The organism is Gammaproteobacteria bacterium (assembly GCA_019748175.1).
Classification (GTDB): domain Bacteria; phylum Pseudomonadota; class Gammaproteobacteria; order JAIEPX01; family JAIEPX01; genus JAIEPX01.
The window spans coordinates 1-16,473 of sequence record JAIEPX010000017.1; the positions used below are offsets into that span (position 1 = coordinate 1).

16 protein-coding genes and 1 other RNA gene are annotated in these 16,473 nt (G+C 39.6%); 7 read left to right on the plus strand and 10 right to left on the minus strand.

Going from position 1 to position 16,473, the window contains the following annotated elements:
* Nucleotides 1-1,513: hypothetical protein (locus K2X50_08260; protein ID MBX9587235.1), on the minus strand; the 1,513-nt coding region annotated here is incomplete at its 3' end.
* A 337-nt stretch (nt 1,514-1,850) separates the two neighbouring features.
* Between K2X50_08260 and K2X50_08265 the strand changes: the two genes are divergently transcribed.
* Nucleotides 1,851-3,131, plus strand: coding sequence for an MFS transporter (locus K2X50_08265; protein ID MBX9587236.1), 1,281 nt, complete (start codon nt 1,851-1,853; stop codon nt 3,129-3,131).
* Between the two features lie 11 nt (nt 3,132-3,142).
* Complete coding sequence (locus K2X50_08270) at nt 3,143-3,400, plus strand: succinate dehydrogenase assembly factor 2 (GenBank protein ID MBX9587237.1); 258 nt, start codon at nt 3,143-3,145, stop codon at nt 3,398-3,400.
* Between the two features lie 10 nt (nt 3,401-3,410).
* On the opposite strand, the gene gloB is transcribed toward K2X50_08270, so the two are convergent.
* Together gloB and ssrA are read right to left on the minus strand one after the other, a co-directional pair.
* A complete protein-coding gene (gene gloB, locus K2X50_08275) occupies nt 3,411-4,196 on the minus strand; it encodes a hydroxyacylglutathione hydrolase (protein ID MBX9587238.1) in 786 nt (261 codons plus the stop codon).
* Between the two features lies 1 nt (nt 4,197).
* Nucleotides 4,198-4,568, minus strand: a transfer-messenger RNA (tmRNA) gene (gene ssrA, locus K2X50_08280).
* A gap of 303 nt (nt 4,569-4,871) precedes the next feature.
* Between ssrA and K2X50_08285 the strand changes: the two genes are divergently transcribed.
* A complete protein-coding gene (locus K2X50_08285; protein MBX9587239.1) occupies nt 4,872-5,240 on the plus strand; it encodes a hypothetical protein in 369 nt (122 codons plus the stop codon).
* On the opposite strand, the gene hemC is transcribed toward K2X50_08285, so the two are convergent.
* Entirely contained in the window at nt 5,200-6,156 is a 957-nt protein-coding gene (gene hemC, locus K2X50_08290; protein ID MBX9587240.1) for a hydroxymethylbilane synthase, read from the minus strand. The genes K2X50_08285 and hemC overlap by 41 nt on opposite strands.
* A 172-nt stretch (nt 6,157-6,328) precedes the next feature.
* Between hemC and K2X50_08295 the strand changes: the two genes are divergently transcribed.
* From K2X50_08295 to K2X50_08305, 3 genes are all read left to right on the plus strand, one after another.
* The gene (locus K2X50_08295; protein MBX9587241.1) at nt 6,329-6,580 is read left to right on the plus strand and encodes a capsule biosynthesis protein; all 252 of its coding nucleotides are present in this window, start codon (nt 6,329-6,331) and stop codon (nt 6,578-6,580) included.
* Nucleotides 6,561-7,943 (plus strand): FAD/NAD(P)-binding protein, encoded by a 1,383-nt coding sequence (locus K2X50_08300; protein MBX9587242.1) that lies wholly within the window; start codon nt 6,561-6,563, stop codon nt 7,941-7,943. Before K2X50_08295 ends, K2X50_08300 begins: the two co-directional genes overlap by 20 nt.
* Nucleotides 7,944-8,017: 74 nt before the next feature.
* Nucleotides 8,018-8,314 (plus strand): YciI family protein, encoded by a 297-nt coding sequence (locus K2X50_08305; protein MBX9587243.1) that lies wholly within the window; start codon nt 8,018-8,020, stop codon nt 8,312-8,314.
* On the opposite strand, the gene K2X50_08310 is transcribed toward K2X50_08305, so the two are convergent.
* The 6 genes from K2X50_08310 to K2X50_08335 form a co-directional block, all read right to left on the minus strand.
* Nucleotides 8,295-8,567: a DUF167 domain-containing protein gene (locus K2X50_08310; GenBank protein ID MBX9587244.1), complete on the minus strand. Its 273-nt coding sequence runs from the start codon at nt 8,565-8,567 to the stop codon at nt 8,295-8,297. The two genes, K2X50_08305 and K2X50_08310, sit on opposite strands and share 20 nt — an antisense overlap.
* A 50-nt stretch (nt 8,568-8,617) precedes the next feature.
* Nucleotides 8,618-9,439: a hypothetical protein gene (locus tag K2X50_08315; protein ID MBX9587245.1), complete on the minus strand. Its 822-nt coding sequence runs from the start codon at nt 9,437-9,439 to the stop codon at nt 8,618-8,620.
* 109 nt (nt 9,440-9,548) lie between these two features.
* Nucleotides 9,549-11,816, minus strand: a complete 2,268-nt coding sequence (locus K2X50_08320; protein ID MBX9587246.1) for an RNA-binding transcriptional accessory protein — start codon at nt 11,814-11,816, stop codon at nt 9,549-9,551.
* 125 nt (nt 11,817-11,941) lie between these two features.
* Nucleotides 11,942-12,400: a hypothetical protein gene (locus K2X50_08325; GenBank protein ID MBX9587247.1), complete on the minus strand. Its 459-nt coding sequence runs from the start codon at nt 12,398-12,400 to the stop codon at nt 11,942-11,944.
* Between the two features lie 217 nt (nt 12,401-12,617).
* The gene (locus K2X50_08330; protein MBX9587248.1) at nt 12,618-12,776 is read right to left on the minus strand and encodes a DUF1328 domain-containing protein; all 159 of its coding nucleotides are present in this window, start codon (nt 12,774-12,776) and stop codon (nt 12,618-12,620) included.
* A gap of 27 nt (nt 12,777-12,803) precedes the next feature.
* Nucleotides 12,804-12,962: a hypothetical protein gene (locus K2X50_08335; GenBank protein MBX9587249.1), complete on the minus strand. Its 159-nt coding sequence runs from the start codon at nt 12,960-12,962 to the stop codon at nt 12,804-12,806.
* A 339-nt stretch (nt 12,963-13,301) separates the two neighbouring features.
* Between K2X50_08335 and K2X50_08340 the strand changes: the two genes are divergently transcribed.
* Nucleotides 13,302-16,466 carry a hypothetical protein gene (locus K2X50_08340; protein MBX9587250.1) on the plus strand — a complete coding sequence of 1,055 codons (3,165 nt, stop codon included), beginning with the start codon at nt 13,302-13,304 and terminating at the stop codon, nt 16,464-16,466.
* Nucleotides 16,467-16,473: the final 7 nt, after the last annotated feature.

A 16,473-nucleotide genomic window follows, 5' to 3' on the forward strand; every position in this document is an offset into this window, starting at 1 on the left:
TTTGTGAACGCTGTTCTTGATGCTCTGGGTCCACAGGTTCTTCTGTAAGTAGACCAGAAGGTTCACGCGCTGAGGCATTTTGTGAACGCTGTTCTTGATGCTCTGGGTCCACAGGTTCTTCTGTAAGTAGACCAGAAGGTTCACGCGCTGAGGCATTTTGTGAACGCTGTTCTTGATGCTCTGGGTCCACAGGTTCTTCTGTAAGTAGACCGGAGGGTTCACGTGCTGAAGCATTTTGTGAACGCTGTTCTTGATGGGCTACGTCTTCAGGTTCATCGGTAAGTAGACCGGAGGTTTCACGCCCTGAAGCATTTTGTAGAGGCTGTTCTTGATGGACCACATCTTCTGGTTCGTCAGCAAGTAGATCAGAGGGATCACGTGCCGAAGCATTTTGTAGAGGCTGTTCTTGATGGGCCTCGTCTACCGGTTCGTCAGTAAGTATACCGGAACCATTACCAACTGAAGCATTTTGTAGAGGCTGTTCTTGATGGACCTCGTCTACCGGTTCGTCGTCAAGTAGACCAGAACCGTTACCAGTTGAAGCATTTTGTTGTTGATGTTCTTCTTCAGCTGCTTTAGCGGGTTTTAGTTTTTCCGTCACGGCTGTTTTGGTTTCTCCGCTAAGCTTGGTATTAATGAGTCCTAGTAACGTGTCTGATACTTTGATGTCACGAGAGCAAAAATCAACCAGTTCTATTAACGCTTTATCCTTGCCTTTTAATAAATCTGATTCTAGAGCAAACGACAATAAATCCGTTTGGGTTATGCCGGAATTCATGGGTTCGAGAGTGATATTATTAATAAGGGCTGAGTAAGTTTCAGCGTGAAGTTTTTCTTTTAAAGTTTTCAACATTTCGGCATTGTTATAGAAAAACAGCATCATTTGAAGTAAAGTATAATATTGATCATGATTCTTAATTTTATGATTTAAATCAATTTTTTTATCAAGGAAATTAGCAAGTAGCTGTGGAGAGCGCAGTAAAGTAGCGCAGAAAAGCAAATTTAGTTTGTGTTCTGTATAATGCGTATTAATATCGAATTTACCCTTTAATGCGCCACTTGATTCTACGCGTGAGATAAAATCTTCAACAAATTGCGGATTGCCAGATAATGCAACAAAAAACACAATGTTGAGACCTGGGGCGGTCATGACAAACAATTTCGCTGCTTCTACTTGTGAGTCTTCTGAGTTGAAAATCTCTAGCAATGTTTTATCGGCTTGGAGAGCTTTTACGAATTCGGGTTTGCGGAAAGCTTCGGCTATTCTTTTTGGATCGCTTTCATCAAATTCGTACCCTAAGAAATTAGAACATATGTCATTTAAACCAAGAAGATTGGGATGTTTTGCAAAAAGGTCATTATCTATTAAGTAATTTTTTGCTGCTTCTAGTTGAGTAGCGTCTGACGCAGATTTACCTACAACTTTTAACGCTTCGATGTAATCGCCATCTTGCGTGAAGAAGCCTGTTAACTTGTGACTTAATGTAATTTCGAATTTCTTTTCGCCTTGCATCGTTGTGATCCTTCCTCTTTAAGGTTTATAAAAATATCGTGTTCAGCCCTTCGGCTGGTGACCGCGAAGTATAACTCAATTTGCTCTGAGTTCAAATACTTGCGGGTTATATTTACAGGAAATTCTGAGTACGAAGTTAAGGCTTTAGCAGGAATCTCCGGGTTTTAAAATCGGGCATCACGAATACAGGGCATTGAGTGACCAAAACATCCAAAAATCCTAACCGGGAGATGCTGTGGATGTTAGAGTGATTTTTTGATAAGATAGGCTGTTTTGGTATTGGTAGCAGGGTCCCTGGTAGGACTTTAGTTTTGTTCGATAATGGGAGGGGAATATAGTGACAGAATCGCAAGTATCGCGTAATTCGGTAATGTTGGGCTGGGCTATTTGTGGTCTGGGTGCCTTGTTTTATTGTTATGAGTATCTTTTGCGCATAGAACCGAGTGTGATGGTTCCAGACTTAATGCATAAATTTCAATTAACTGCAGAAGAATTCGGGTTTATTACTTCACTCTATTATATCGCTTATACACCTATGCAAATCGTCGTTGGATTGATGACAGATATCATGGGTCCGCGGAAAATGTTAACGCTAGCGGTGCTGATTTGTGCGCTAGGCAGCTTACTTTTTGGTTCCACCGACCTGGTGTGGTTGGCTGGCACGGGGCGATTTTTAGTCGGTTTTGGTAGTGCGTTTGCGTTTGTGGGCGTGCTCAAACTAGCCGCGATCTGGTTGCCCATTAGTCGATTTGCCTTGTTTGCTGGTTTGGCGACAGCCTTGGGTATGGTTGGGGCAATGACGGGGGTTGTTCAATTATCGAGCCTTGTAGAGTCAATCGGCTGGGAAAAGACGGTATTTATTGGGACGGTCATCGGTTTTATGCTTGTGCCGGTCATTTGGTTAGTTGTGAGAGATACCCATGGTGACCCTGAATATATGGAACCTCTAGAACGGGTTACATTACGGGAAGCTTTGCGTGGTGTTTGGTCAATCGCCAAAAATATTCAAATGTGGTATGCCGGACTTATTGGTCTTGCTCTCTATATGTCCTTGTCGGTGTTCGGTGAATTATGGGGCGTCGACTTCCTTGTGAAAACATATGGTTACACACCTCATCAAGCTTCATACGCCAATGCGATGGTATTTGCAGGTTGGTTAGTTGGGGCTCCTTTTGCAGGATGGTTTTCAGATTTACTCCGATCACGTCGGATGACTCTGATTTTAGGATGTGTTACATCCGGGTTGTGTTTTCTAACACTTCTTTATCTCACGCCTCAATCTCCTTATATCGTTTATGCATTGATTTTCCTGTTTGGGTTTTTCTCTTCAACAGAGATCGTGTGTTTTGCGATTGGTCGAGAAAATTGCCCGTTTCATATGTCAGGCTCTGCGGTTTCCTTCGTTAACATGCTGGTTATGTTTGGTGGAATGTTATTTTCACCGCTCGTTGGAAAATTGCTTGACCATACTTGGACAGGTCAAATGGTCGATGGAGTGAGGACATATTCAGCAGCGAATTATCAAGTGGCTTTGGTGATGATTCCGTTATGCTTATTTGCTGCTTTAATTCTATCTTTCATGATGCGCGAATCGTATGGCGCAGGTGAAGATGCGTAATTATCACTAATATGTCAGATGACTTATCACGAGAACAAAATATCGCGCGGCTGCGTTATAGCTGCCGCCGCGGTATGCTCGAGCTGGATGCTCTTTTAGCCCGATTCATTTCATCATCTCAGTTTGCTCAACTCACCGCAGAACAAATTAAAAATTTTGATCGATTATTGGATGAAACTGATCCTCAATTGCTCAGTTGGTTCATGGGGCAAGAGATTTGCAATGATGCTGAGCTGCGTGAGCTAATTAATATTATCGTCGCGTTCTAATACCTGGTTTTTATAAATTATTTTTCCAGGATCGTAGTATTCCAAGTATTTCTTGTGGCGTGTTCAATACTTTTCCAGCGTAATTTTCCGCCGCTTTTTTGACTGACGGAACTGCGCAGCGTAAAAAGGGGTTGGTCATTTTTTCAAGAGAAAGCGGAGCGGGAACAGTAGGAAGATTTTTTTGACGTAGTTGTGTTACCTGATCAATTCGCTGTTGGATATCAAGATTTTCAGGCTCTACTGTCTGCGAAAATTTTAAATTTGATGCAGTATATTCATGTCCACAATACACTAATGTTTTTTCATTCAGTGAGACGATCCTCATTAGAGAATTGTACATTTGATCTATTGTGCCTTCAAAAATTTTTCCGCAGCCCGCTGTGAATAAAGTATCACCAGTAAATACAACATCATCATTATAGTAAGCTATATGACCCAGTGTATGCCCAGGAATATGCATAACATTAAATGTCATTCCTAGTCTTTCTAGATTAATGACATCGCCATCATTAAGATGATGAGTCATCCCTGGAACCGGTTCTTTTGCAGGGCCGTAAACCGGAACATCAAATTTTTGTAATAATTTTTCTATGCCGTTGATGTGATCCCAGTGATGATGAGTGATTAAAATGCCTGATAAATTGAGGTGATGATCGTTGAGGAAATTGAAAACAGGATCTGCTTCGCCTGGATCAACGATGATACAGTTTTTTGTGGCAGCATTAATCATGCAAGCAATATAATTGTCTGATAATGCGTTGATAAGTTGTATCTCGATCACAAAAGGTGACGCCATATGGTGGAGGCGGCGAGAGTTGAACTCGCGTCCGTAAATCCGCTACCGTTGGTACTACATGTTTAGCCAAGTCATTGATTTAGCGATTACTAACCCGACTGGCAGGGGTAGTAACAGCGAGCCTAGTTAGGTTTTAACAGCATTGACTAAGGCGGTCGCTGCTGCGATCTTGTAAAGGGTGATCACTCGTGTCTACCGAAGCAGACCTGGAAGGACAAGCCCTATCCAGTGAGTGAAAAGCCGCCCTTAGGCGACTTTGGTGTATAGTTCGTTATTTGCGACTATAATTTTGCAACTCATTTTAACGAGTGAAGCTACATGCTCGACATGCACCTCAAGCTTTGTAATCCACGTCGAAACCAAATCGCCCCCGTGTTTGAAAGTATGAGATTTTCACTGTAAGTATAGCAATACTATCCAGTAAAATCGAGTCTTTATCAAAGTGTTAAAAGATTTTCCTTTCGCTATGAGGGGTTTTAGGGGAGGGGCTTGCGGAAGATGGGGTGGTAGGTGATTGAGAGTGGTCATACAGGGCCTGGTGTGGCTTGCAAAGGGGCTACAGAGGCCAATTCTGGGCCTCCGAGGGCTTTACTTTAGTTTATAGATAGCATATAATGGGCCAGATTTATTATATGACAGTATAAACAGACATGGGCAAGGCTTAAGGAGCATCGTATGGCTACAATGACAGTATTTGGTAATTATTCAAAGCGGCAGCATCAAATGGCACGTATTGAAGACTATAGTCGTGCAACGTCCCATTTTGAAAAATCCATTCAGAAATTAAAAGACAATTATTCGAATGGGCTTCAGTACATTAACAAATTGAAAATGGATAAAGAAACCACTACTGATGAATTGCAATTAAGACAAATTGAGGTGGATATTAATTATCTCGAAAAACACTTCGATCCATCAGAAATGTGCGATAAAATTTCTCATTTGGAAACTAAGCTTCAAAATCATCGCGTTCGTCTTAAAAATATGCAAAATAAAGTCGCGACTAAGAATTCTCAGTCGGCAGATAGCGAGAGCGTTCTATAATATTCATTGCGCCTAAATCAATCAGGCGCTCTCCTAATTTCTTTCCTAAATCATAAGACTGTGATAACTGTCCGGTATCCGTTGCTACAATACTTTCTGAGCCATCGGGTAACATGACATTGGCTGTAATGGTAACAGAATTATTATCACATTGAGCAAAAATACCAATCGCTGATTTACAATCACCTTTAAGAACTTCTACGACTCCGCGTTCTGCTAGCCACGATGCTTGAGTTTCCGGATCTACAATGGCTTCGAGTATTTTTTTAATTTTTTGGTCATCTTCTCGAAATTGAACTGCAAGAATGCCTTGGTTAATTGCTGGTAACATAGTATCTGAAGAGATGGCTTCGTATTTTAAACCGGGAATATTGACTCGATCCAAACCAGCAGAAGCCATGATCGCTCCCATTAATTCTTCACTGTCATCTAATTTTTGCACGCGCGTTGTTACGTTTCCTCTGAATTCTACAACGATTATGTCGGGGCGAATTTTCAGTAGAAAGGCACGCCGTCTTAAACTGGCTGTTCCAACTTTAGCGCCAAGCGGTAATTCAGAAAATAAAAGTCGCTGATGACTATCACCCATTTTTTTGCCTAAAAAGGCATCATAAGGATTTCCTCGTTTTAAGACAGGGAGAAGAGAAGTACCCGGCTCAATTTCATGTGGGATATCCTTACTCGAATGAACGGCAAAATCTATTTGATTGTTTAATAACGCCAATTCAAGATCATATACCCAGTCTTTTTTATCACTTTGACTTGCAGCTTTAGTGCCTTGCTTACGGTCGCCCAATGTCTTAATTTCGTGAGGTACAACTTCTAAAGATGAGTGCGACTGTTCTAGAGCATTAATTACCATTTGAGTTTGAGCTAAAGCAAGCTGACTACCACGAGTACCACAACGTATTTTCATGAATGATCTCCAAACACAATTATCCTAGGATTATACCTGTATCTTCGAAGAATACGGCATTTTACATTGAGGCGCAATAATTGGTCTATACATTAAGCTATAATAGCAAATATGTGTTTTAAGAGTCATCTTGAGCTATAATTGTAGTGGGGTATGTTATAAGGAGAGCGCTATGAGAAAGTTATTTTTAACTCATCCACATCATGCAGGAGAAACCTATCTAGTGCATTTTAAATTTGCAGTGTGGGCAGGATTGCAAATGTTTTTAGCAGGCTTAATTTGCATCATACATGCTGTTTTTCCTTTTGTTTTTGAACATGCAGCGAGTAATATTATTATTCCTCTTGCCGATAAATTATCAGGAAGAGTTGAAGCTATTAGCGAGAGCAAAAAACGGAAGAAAAATGCTCGATCAAAGAAATAAAATTCCTACCATTGCGATTGTGGGTGCTGGATACTCTGGTGTATCATTAGCCGCGAATTTATATCGACTTTCTCAATCATCCATTCATATCTATTTAATTGGCTCATCAAAATCGTTTGGAAGAGGGGTCGCTTATTCAACATTAAATCCACTCCATTTGTTGAATGTTAGAGCTAAAGATATGAGTGCATTTAATCATGATAAAGATCATTTTGTTCATTGGTTAAAGATCAATCGTCACCATAAAAAATTAGGAATAAAATCTGATGAACTGCCCGACCAATTTCTTCCAAGAAAAATGTATGGTCAATATTTAGAAGATATTCTTAAGGCAATGATTAAGCCTTCCGAAGCAGGAGGCTTTATAGAGATGATTCATGCTGAATGTATCTCTATAAGAGAGAATGACCAAGGCGTTTTGCTGAGTTTATCGGATGGTAAGACTTTGAATCCAGATAGGCTTGTTTTAGCGCATGGAAATCTCTTGCCAAGACTAAAGCTTCAATCAGATAATACTATTCCAATAATACATAATCCCTGGGATTTTGAAAGCTATAATGCTATTTCAAAAAAGAACAGAATTTTAATAATAGGTACCGGGTTAACAATGATAGACGCAGTGATTCAACTGAAATCACAAAATCATCAAGGTAAAATAATGGCTTTATCTAGGCATGGACTCTTGCCGCAGGTAAACTTACCTGATACGACACATTATGATTTTGACAAACAACTATTCCCGTTGCCACTAAAGAAACTTATAAGATTAATTAGATATGAAATACAAACTCATCCGAATCAAATAGACTACCATCAAGCCTTATTTAAGGCGATTCGACTAAAAGCCAATGAATTTTGGATGTCATTCACCTTGTTTGAGAAAAAACAATTCTTAAGGCATCTTGCTACTTACTGGGAAACTGTGCGTCACAGAGTGGCGCCTGAAATAGCCGGTAATATTAAGGAATATCAAGGCGATGAATCACTGGAAATTATTGCAGGTCATGTTGTTGAAATTGCAAACAAATCAGTTGTAATAACAACCAGATATGCACATCAAAGGCTTACTTTAGATGCTGATTGTATAATAAACTGTACGGGTCCAGGAAAATATAATCATGATCATCTCAATCCTATAGTCGACTCTTTAATATCACAAGGATACGCTAAATTTAACGAGCTTCAATTAGGCTTAAATGTTGCCAAATCAGGAGCAATAATAAACCCCTCTGGTCAAGAGTCTACGAAAATATTTGCCTTAGGTCCAGCGAGAAAAGGGATTTCATTTGAAACTACGGCTGTTAGAGAAATCAGATCGCAGAGCGAGGAGCTTGCCAATTTATTATTATCCACACTAAAATAGGGTGGCTTGATAATTATTGAGCTCTATCTATAGAATGAATTTTTTTTATTTATTGATTATGGGGGTAAAGGGCAATGTTCGTAATTCTATTAAACTACAAAGTACCCATTGAGAGAATTGATGAGCACGTTGTTGCCCATCGTCAATTTCTGGAAGAGGGCTACCAAAAAAATTATTTCGTCACCTCAGGACCTAAAATTCCTCGGACTGGTGGGGTAATCATTTCACAACTCAATGAACGAGAAAAGCTTGATAATATTCTAAAAAATGATCCATTCAAAATTCATGATTTAGCGGACTATCAGATCATTGAATTTACACCATTGAAGTACCATCAAGAATTTGCAACATTTATTTCAAAATCTTTATGATTTTATCTTGGCTTAATTCACCGCGTACGATAAGGAGGGCTGATTTCGGTACTTCCAGTGCCTTTGCCAATAATTTCAAAACAGCCTCATTGGCTTTTCCGCTCTCAGCAGGGACAGTAACATAGACCCTGAGGCGAGTAGATCCATCTTGCGTTTTCTCTACCTTAATACGATTTGATGATGCGTTGGGCGCGACTCTTACTGTTAGTCTGTCACCTGCACAAACTTTCCAATTTTTTAAGTCTTCAAGCAATTTTTCACCTCTAATAAGCGTATTAGAGGCGAGTCACACTAATAGACTTTTCACTGTAGTGTACAGCCACTTTCTTTTTCCTTCGATGGCACAACAGATCTATTCGCATTTGTGTTAGCAGATTGCACTTCTTTGTGAAAGTTTTTCTCTGAGACTTTTGTTGAAGGAGGTGGTGGTGCTGCTTTAGCAGTAGCGGAAGAGTTTTTGGCAACTGCTGCTGGCTGGTTTGATTTTTTCTGTTCGTATAATTGTTTTTCTTCTTCAGTGCAGTAAATCAGTGCTGTTTGTATAAATTTAGGATCTTTACATCGAGCGAGATAATCAATAGGGGATGTTCCTTTAGCGTTTATTTCAAAGTGAAAACAAAAGTCTTTCTCTGGAATTTCTGCTATAAGTAGCATCATTTTAGCGGCATCGGCATGCAAGACTGATTTAGCAAAGAAAAATTTTAGTGGACCAACATTACCCGATTCTTTCATTATATCGATGGCTGTTTGAATTTCTTCTAAAGTTAGTGGTGCGTTCAAGCAATCAACTTGTCTTTGAAGATCTGCATGTATTCCAGCATATACTGCCAGCTGTTTTTGATTGCAGTATTCCAATACGATTCTTTTTACTTCCTTATTATTTTTGCATCGAATAAGATAATCAAAAGGGGTTCTGCCGAGATCGTCGACTTCTCGTTCTCCTTGAAAATTTTCTTTTCCAATCTGGTCGAGGATCGAAGCTAATTTATCTGTTCTTTCGTTACCAATTGCAATGATTAGTAATGAATATAATATAGTTTCGTCGCCCATTTGTTTTTTCATATCGGCCGCTGTTTGAATAGCTGCATCAGAGAGTACATCATCAATTGGGGCAGGTAGTTTCATAGTGCGCTCTCCTGTAAAATAGATTACTAAAGATCAAAGCGTATTTGTAAAAATTTGGCTGAACCCTAACATAATTTAGTATAAAAGTCCAGTCAGTGAGGGGCCCAAGTCACTCTTTTCTTAAGGCTGCAAGCAAGGCAGAAGCCATGGCATTGGGCGGTTGTTCTGCTTTCACCGGCTTTTGACGTTGTTGAGTTTCTTTGGGTGCAGGAGAATCTTTAGATTTTTCATCAAGACGTCGTGTAAGACTAATACGTGCCCGAGATATATCAATTTCAAGCACCTTCACTTGTATAATCTCTCCTACTTTAATGACTTCTTTAGGATCTTTGATGAAGTGATTCGCTAATTGAGAAATATGGATGAGTCCATCTTGATGCACGCCAATATCAACAAATGCGCCGAAATTTGCCACGTTGGTCACAACACCTTCCAATACCATGCCTGGTTTAATATCGTTGATGCTGACCACACCTTCTTTAAAATTAGCGGTTTTAAATTCAGGACGAGGATCTCGACCTGGTTTATCTAATTCACGAATAATATCGGTTATGGTGGGGACTCCAAAAGTTTCATCGGTAAAGTCGCTAGGATTTAATTTTTTGAGTAGCTCTGAATTTCCCATTATTTCTCGCAGAGTTTTTTTCTGTTGAGCTAAAATTCGTTCTACGATCGTATAAGCTTCTGGGTGAACGGCGGACGCATCAAGAGGATTTTCGCCTTGAGTGATTCGTAAAAAACCTGCCGCTTGTTGGAATTTTTTATCACCTAAGCCTGGAACTTTTTTTACGGACATTCTATTTTTAAATCGCCCATTTCCATCACGATAAGCGATGATATTTTTTGCCAGCGTTTCATTTAAACCTGCAACGGAAGCGAGTAGTGGTACAGAAGCGGTGTTAAGATCGACTCCTACAGCATTCACACAATCTTCTAAAACAGTTTGAAGGCTACTACCTAATTTAATTTGATTCACATCATGTTGATATTGACCTACTCCGATGGCTTTTGGATCTATTTTGATCAGCTCAGCAAGTGGATCCTGAAGTCGGCGTGCGATTGAAACTGCGCCCCGATAAGTCACATCAAGTTCTGGAAATTCTTTTGCGGCCAGTTCAGAAGCAGAATAAACAGAAGCGCCCGCTTCTGACACGACGATTTTAGTGAGTTTTAATTGAGGTAATTTTTGCATGAGTTCTGTGACGAGTTTATCGGTCTCTCGTGAACCCGTTCCGTTGCCAATACTCACCAAATCCACCTTAAATTCTTGAGCTAATTTAGCGAGTGTCGTTAAGGAACCTTTCCAATCTTCGCGAGGTACGTGCGGAAAAATGGTCGTAAACGTTAATAATTTTCCAGTATCATCAATGACTACAACTTTGACGCCCGTGCGTAATCCTGGATCTAGCCCCATAGTGACTCGATTTCCTGCAGGAGCTGCCATCAATAAATTTTTTAAATTATCAGCGAAAACGCGAATTGCTTCTTCTTCAGCGCTTTGTCGTAAACGAGTCATGAGATCGAGTTCTAAATAAAGTTGTAACTTTAATCGCCAGGTTTTTTCTACAGTTTCATAGAGCCATGTATCGGCTGGGCGATTTTGTCGTGCAATATTAAATGTTGAAGCAATACGAGAAATGCAATCAGCATTTTGATCGTCGTTCAGTGTTAAAGAAAGTCGTAAAATATCTTCGGCTCTACCACGAAATAAAGCCAGTGCGCGATGAGAGGGGATTTTATTTATAGGTTCTTTATAGTTAAAATAATCAGTAAATTTTTTACCTACCTCATCTTTTCCTTTTGCAACGATGCTTTCTAAAATACTATTTTTCCAGACATATTCACGGAGCGAACCGAGTAAATCGGCGTGTTCTGAAAATTGCTCCATCAATATTTGACGAGCTCCTTCAAGCGCTGCAGCAGCATCATTAATTTGATGTTCTGCGTTGAGGAATTTTTCAGCTTCTGATAGTGGATTTAATGTGGGATTTGCTAGAAGTTGTTCAGCCAAAGGTGCGAGACCTGCTTCGCGAGCAATTTGAGCTTTTGTGCGTCTTTTAGGCTTGTAGGGCAAATATAAATCTTCGAGAGTGGCTTTGTCTTCAGAGGCTAATATGGCGGCTTGAAGTTCAGGCGTCATTTTCTGCTGTTCAGTTATGCTATTGATAATCGTCAGGCGGCGCTCTTCGAGTTCACGCCAGTAGTTCAGTTTTTGTTCTAGTGTACGTAACTGTGTATCGTCCAGGCTACCGGTGACTTCTTTGCGATATCGAGCGATAAACGGAACTGTAGAGCCCGCATCGAGTAGTGTGATAACAGCTGCGACCTGTTTTTCATTGACTTTGAGGTGGTCTGCAATTTTGCGTGTAATATCCATTGTATAGGCCTCTATCGGTGAAAAAAGAGGCGAATTATACCATGGCAGGGGAGTGCTGTGAATGAAAGTTTTTATGTGTGATTTTTGCAAAACTAATTCAAATAATATAAAGAACTTTATTGTAGTTATTTGCCCAATCTTTCTATGTTATCAGAATCAGTAGTTGCTGGATGATTATAGCGATCTTGGTTTTCTAGCACTGTAATAGCTTTTTTTTGATTAGGGTACATCTGGTTATGTTTAAACTCATGCGCACTAAAAGCGTATAGAATAGATTTATGGAATTGTCCGGTTTGAGTCAGTTCTTTAATTGTATGCTTATCACATCCGTAGGCTAGTATATACCCTTTACCAGGGGCTGTTTTAGGAACACTTAGTACGGCTTGTTCTTCAGTGCAGTATAAGGAGATTGGAAACAAATCCTTGTGAGCGTCCAGTTTACCGCTAATGAGCGCTCTAACACTTTGTTCGTTGCCCATAAAGTAAGCGAACCAGGGTTCTGTAGGTTGCCTAGATTGTAGCATTTTAAGTTGGTTTTCAGCTTCGAGAATGGGAGAGGTCTCTGTATGTTTTAGAAAATACACCGTTATTACCCCACAAGTTGTGTTAGGTTAAAAAGATACGATTTTTTATAAGAAAAGTCCAATCTAACTTTATTAGTTTTTTTATTAATAATCACAACCCCTCTATGGTTTATAATAAATCATAATAAGGGCACCATAAGCATCTTGGATTTTGCTTCAGCGCGTGTAGTAAATACAATTCAGTGAACGTTCAACCTGATAGGTATTATATGCCGCTTTACCTAAATAAATGCATCACGAGTGAAATTACAAAAAGAACAATAAATATAAAAAATAATATTCTCGCAAAATAAGCGGCTTCTACCGCGATTCCTGTGAATCCTAATACACCAGCAATAATCGAAATAATTAAGAAAATTAATATCCAGCTTAACATAATATAACCCCTCCCATTGATGCTGACTTATCTACCAATAAGAATAAAAATTCCAGACGCTAAAGCAAGGACTGATAGAACGATTGGTGGAATAGCTAAGCCGGCAATTAAACCGCTAAGACCGATCAATATCAGATAGATCGCTAAAAGGATGTATCCGATATTACTGATAAATGCAATTCTCATAGGCCTCTCCTTTAAAAACTATAAATTAAGACCACCTCCTTATGATTATAGCATAAATTTGCTTGGCTTGCTGCGATGGCTTGAGGCCAAGCCTGTAGGCCCATTTTGAGCATATTGTAACTGCAGACGCCTTGGCTGCGACCACAATAAAAAACTACTGGATCATAGTATGCCCTATTTTTTACCATCCAAACGGCGATGTGCCAGGTAGTTGGTAGGCCCGCCAGACAAACGTTTTGGCAGGGAGGCGTATTGTGAAGAGGTTGGAGTTTGCTGAAAACCGGCGAAAATCGTGCTATGAGCTATAATTACAGTAGAAATGGGAGGAGGTATTCAAACATGTCAAATAAGGGCATTGATGAAAAAGTCATTAAGCGCATGCGTGGGGAAACACAAAGACTGGTTACGGCTATCGAAAAAGCAGAGGGTGCTGATGTTAGAAAAATAACATTAAAAGCGCAGGCAGTTGAAAGATATCAAGAAATATGTGATGAAAGTCCAAGTAAATTTAATAGCTTTCTGAAATTGATGGGTCAACAGTCTGCTGAAAATTTAAAAGTTTTAACTGAAATGGATAGCTATCTCACTAATAAAGTTAGTTCTATAATAACTCTTTTACGAGAATCTCCAAATATTGCCAGTGAAGATCAAGCACTTTTTGAAAATCTACGATTGCTGGCTGGGCTAAATAATAAATATAAAGAAGCTATTTTCTCAGAGCTCAATAAACCAGAAAATAAAGATAAAGTAGGTATTATGGTAAGTCATCTGTTGTCTCATGATGTTGTGACACGCAAAGAGGTTAAAAAACAATTCACGAATCAAGAACCCTCTGTAAAGATGGCATTATTAGTAGACACTTTAATGAGATCAAAAACAACTGGTTCAATATCAATTAGTGAACAAGTAACAGAAATTAAAAGATTAGCTGAATCAGATGCAAGCGCAAGAGGAGTTCTTTTCAGTTCTTTGATGTCGTTAGGTTATGCTACTAATAGAAAAACAGAAGGGTTAACTGGGAAATTAATGAGTTTAATTTTACCGGAAGATCGAGAAAATGCACTTAAATGGAGTCATCATGAATTAAGTACTGTGCTTGATCATATGAGTCACTACGTTGCGAAGGATGATCATTCAAAAAACCTTTATGACTGGGCCCTTGTTGAGGTAGTAGGAGAAGAAGTTAGTAGATTGTCATCTGAGGCTGGTTTAGGAGGTGCTCATTCAGAAACAAGTACCGTAGATACTATTGATAAGGCTGGGAAAACCAAAAGGACAGGTGATGATATTGCAAAAGAATTCGTACATAGTTTAGTTGGTTTAGGAATTAAACCAGATGTACATACTTCAAGATGGGCTGCTATAACAGGAAATCTCTTTGAAGGTGGGAATCTTAAATTCACTGAAGTGATGTTAGATTGCGCTAGAGAACTTAATATAATAAGACTGAATTCTGATAGAAAAATAACTGATGTAAATTGGACCCGCGCTTTGAATCCATTTGTGCTTCTAGAATATGCTTTTTTAGCGCTTGAGGTGGGTGTAAAAAGAGTAAGTGTGATTTTTGGAGAGCACACAACCGCTCGTGCAATATTTCAGGCTCCTTTTGTAGCGTTAATTAGAATTCCTAGAATCGTTTTGGATGTTTTTGGAAGCGCAACATCGACTAATGTAGTTCCTGATCGATATCGTGCTGCAGAAAAAGCAGAAAATAAGTCAGTTGAAAATTATAAAGGAAAAATGCAGTCATTTGAATTCGATAAGCATGCAAGTACTAAATGGGCGCTAGTAAACTTTATGTATGCCCATCGAAAAGAAGGTGCGTATTCGAATGTAACTACCGCTTATGATCAACAAATCTCTCAACTACTTGTGTCAAGAAAAAATAATAGTGATGCATCAAGATTGGCTGCAATAGAAGTAATGGCGTTGAGAAATACTTTAGTAGAGTTTGAAGGAAAGACAATAAAAACGAGCGCCGATAAATTGGTGATCGAGAGTGTCAAATCGAATTTAGAAGCAGGTTTAAAAAAATTGGAGGCTGAAGTTTCTAAGGAATCAGTACGGGAAGAGGCAAAGGATGGATCAATACTAGAAGGAGGACAAACCATGACAGATACTATGCGAAGTGATTCGCGAAGTGAAGCAGCTGATGAATCAGTAATGTCGCTTAATTTAGGAGTGGCGAAGGCAGAACCTGCATTAGACACGAGCAGCGGTGTATCTATTGGTAGCGATACCGAGGAAGGGGTGTCTGAATCGTCACCAAGAACCGAGAGAGAATCGCTGTTGGGAGTGGAAAAAGCGGAGGAGCCGGTTTCTCTGTTTGGAAGATTGAGACAGGCGGTTGCGGGTTTGTTTGGAGGAGGAAAAGCGGAAGCGAAAACAGGGGTTGAGGCGGCCGGAACTAAAGTTGCGGAGTATGAATATAATCAGGTGCGGTTGAATGGCTATGCGGATAAATTTAGAGGTAAGGGAGATGAGTTTAATGCGTGGCTTAAAGCTCAAGGGGGGCAGTTGGAAATTGTTAATGAAAAAGAATTTGGTAAGTTTCCAATTGAGTTTAAGGGAGGACAAAGAATTGAATTGAGTGGAAATGGAAAAGATGTAGTGATGAAGGGATTTTCATCTGTAGGATATGCAAGTTTTAGGCGTGAAGTATTTGGTAAAACGAAACCTGATTCCATCAGTGTTTCTGCAACAAGGCCAAGTTCAGTCAAAGATATCGCTAGTTTGTTGGAATCAAAAAATAAAACTACATTCACGAGTGTATTAACGAGTGTTGGGTTAATGTTCCAACAAGTAGGGTCTGCTATAAAATCGTTTTTTACTGGACCACCCACTCCAGCAGCACAAACGGTAAAATCTGAGCCTTCTGTTGCTAAAGCCGATGAGACGAGTAGGGTGAGTGTTGAAAAAAGCGAAGTTGCGCGTACGCCTAAACCAGCGCCAGTGCCCACATCGACAGCGTCTGTTGCTGTCGATCAAAAAAGAAGTTCACTGCCACCTACACCTGTTAGTGTTGAACCTAAAAATGAAAGACGACAAATTACTAGTGCTCCGGCAAAAGGAATACCTTTATGGGTATCAAGAGTCAAGGTCACTGTCGCAAGTAATAATGATTTACAGAGTACCCAAGCCACTGTAACCAATTATGCAAATACGCATGGTTTTCGAGATGTTCAAGTAGAACAAAAACCCCATTCTCTTTCAATGCAATTAGAAGATAATAAAGGTGGGCGTTTATCTATTTCAGCACAACAAGGTAAGCCTGTGGTCGACATAGAGGAAGTAAAACGATCTGACGATACTCCCAATCATATTGCTAATATTGCGACAGATTTACCTAATAAAGGGCCTAAAGATGTCACAGTGAACGGAAGAGAGTCAATGAAAGAGAAAGTACAGACTGCCCTCACCACGGTAGGAGATCATAAGATTACCACGGCAGCAGATAAAGAAAATCTCTCTCATGTCGCTAATCAGCCATCACCACATAAATAAATATGAT

Bases quoted from the DNA above. Each gene is read 5' to 3' on its own strand.
- K2X50_08270 (MBX9587237.1), top strand. From the start codon at position 3,143: ATGTCAGATGACTTATCACGAGAACAAAATATCGCGCGGCTGCGTTAT.
- gloB (MBX9587238.1), bottom strand. From the start codon at position 4,196: ATGGCGTCACCTTTTGTGATCGAGATACAACTTATCAACGCATTATCA.
- K2X50_08285 (MBX9587239.1), top strand. From the start codon at position 4,872: ATGGCTACAATGACAGTATTTGGTAATTATTCAAAGCGGCAGCATCAA.
- hemC (MBX9587240.1), bottom strand. From the start codon at position 6,156: ATGAAAATACGTTGTGGTACTCGTGGTAGTCAGCTTGCTTTAGCTCAA.
- K2X50_08295 (MBX9587241.1), top strand. From the start codon at position 6,329: ATGAGAAAGTTATTTTTAACTCATCCACATCATGCAGGAGAAACCTAT.
- K2X50_08300 (MBX9587242.1), top strand. From the start codon at position 6,561: ATGCTCGATCAAAGAAATAAAATTCCTACCATTGCGATTGTGGGTGCT.
- K2X50_08305 (MBX9587243.1), top strand. From the start codon at position 8,018: ATGTTCGTAATTCTATTAAACTACAAAGTACCCATTGAGAGAATTGAT.
- K2X50_08315 (MBX9587245.1), bottom strand. From the start codon at position 9,439: ATGAAACTACCTGCCCCAATTGATGATGTACTCTCTGATGCAGCTATT.
- K2X50_08320 (MBX9587246.1), bottom strand. From the start codon at position 11,816: ATGGATATTACACGCAAAATTGCAGACCACCTCAAAGTCAATGAAAAA.
- K2X50_08330 (MBX9587248.1), bottom strand. From the start codon at position 12,776: ATGTTAAGCTGGATATTAATTTTCTTAATTATTTCGATTATTGCTGGT.
- K2X50_08335 (MBX9587249.1), bottom strand. From the start codon at position 12,962: ATGAGAATTGCATTTATCAGTAATATCGGATACATCCTTTTAGCGATC.
- K2X50_08340 (MBX9587250.1), top strand. From the start codon at position 13,302: ATGTCAAATAAGGGCATTGATGAAAAAGTCATTAAGCGCATGCGTGGG.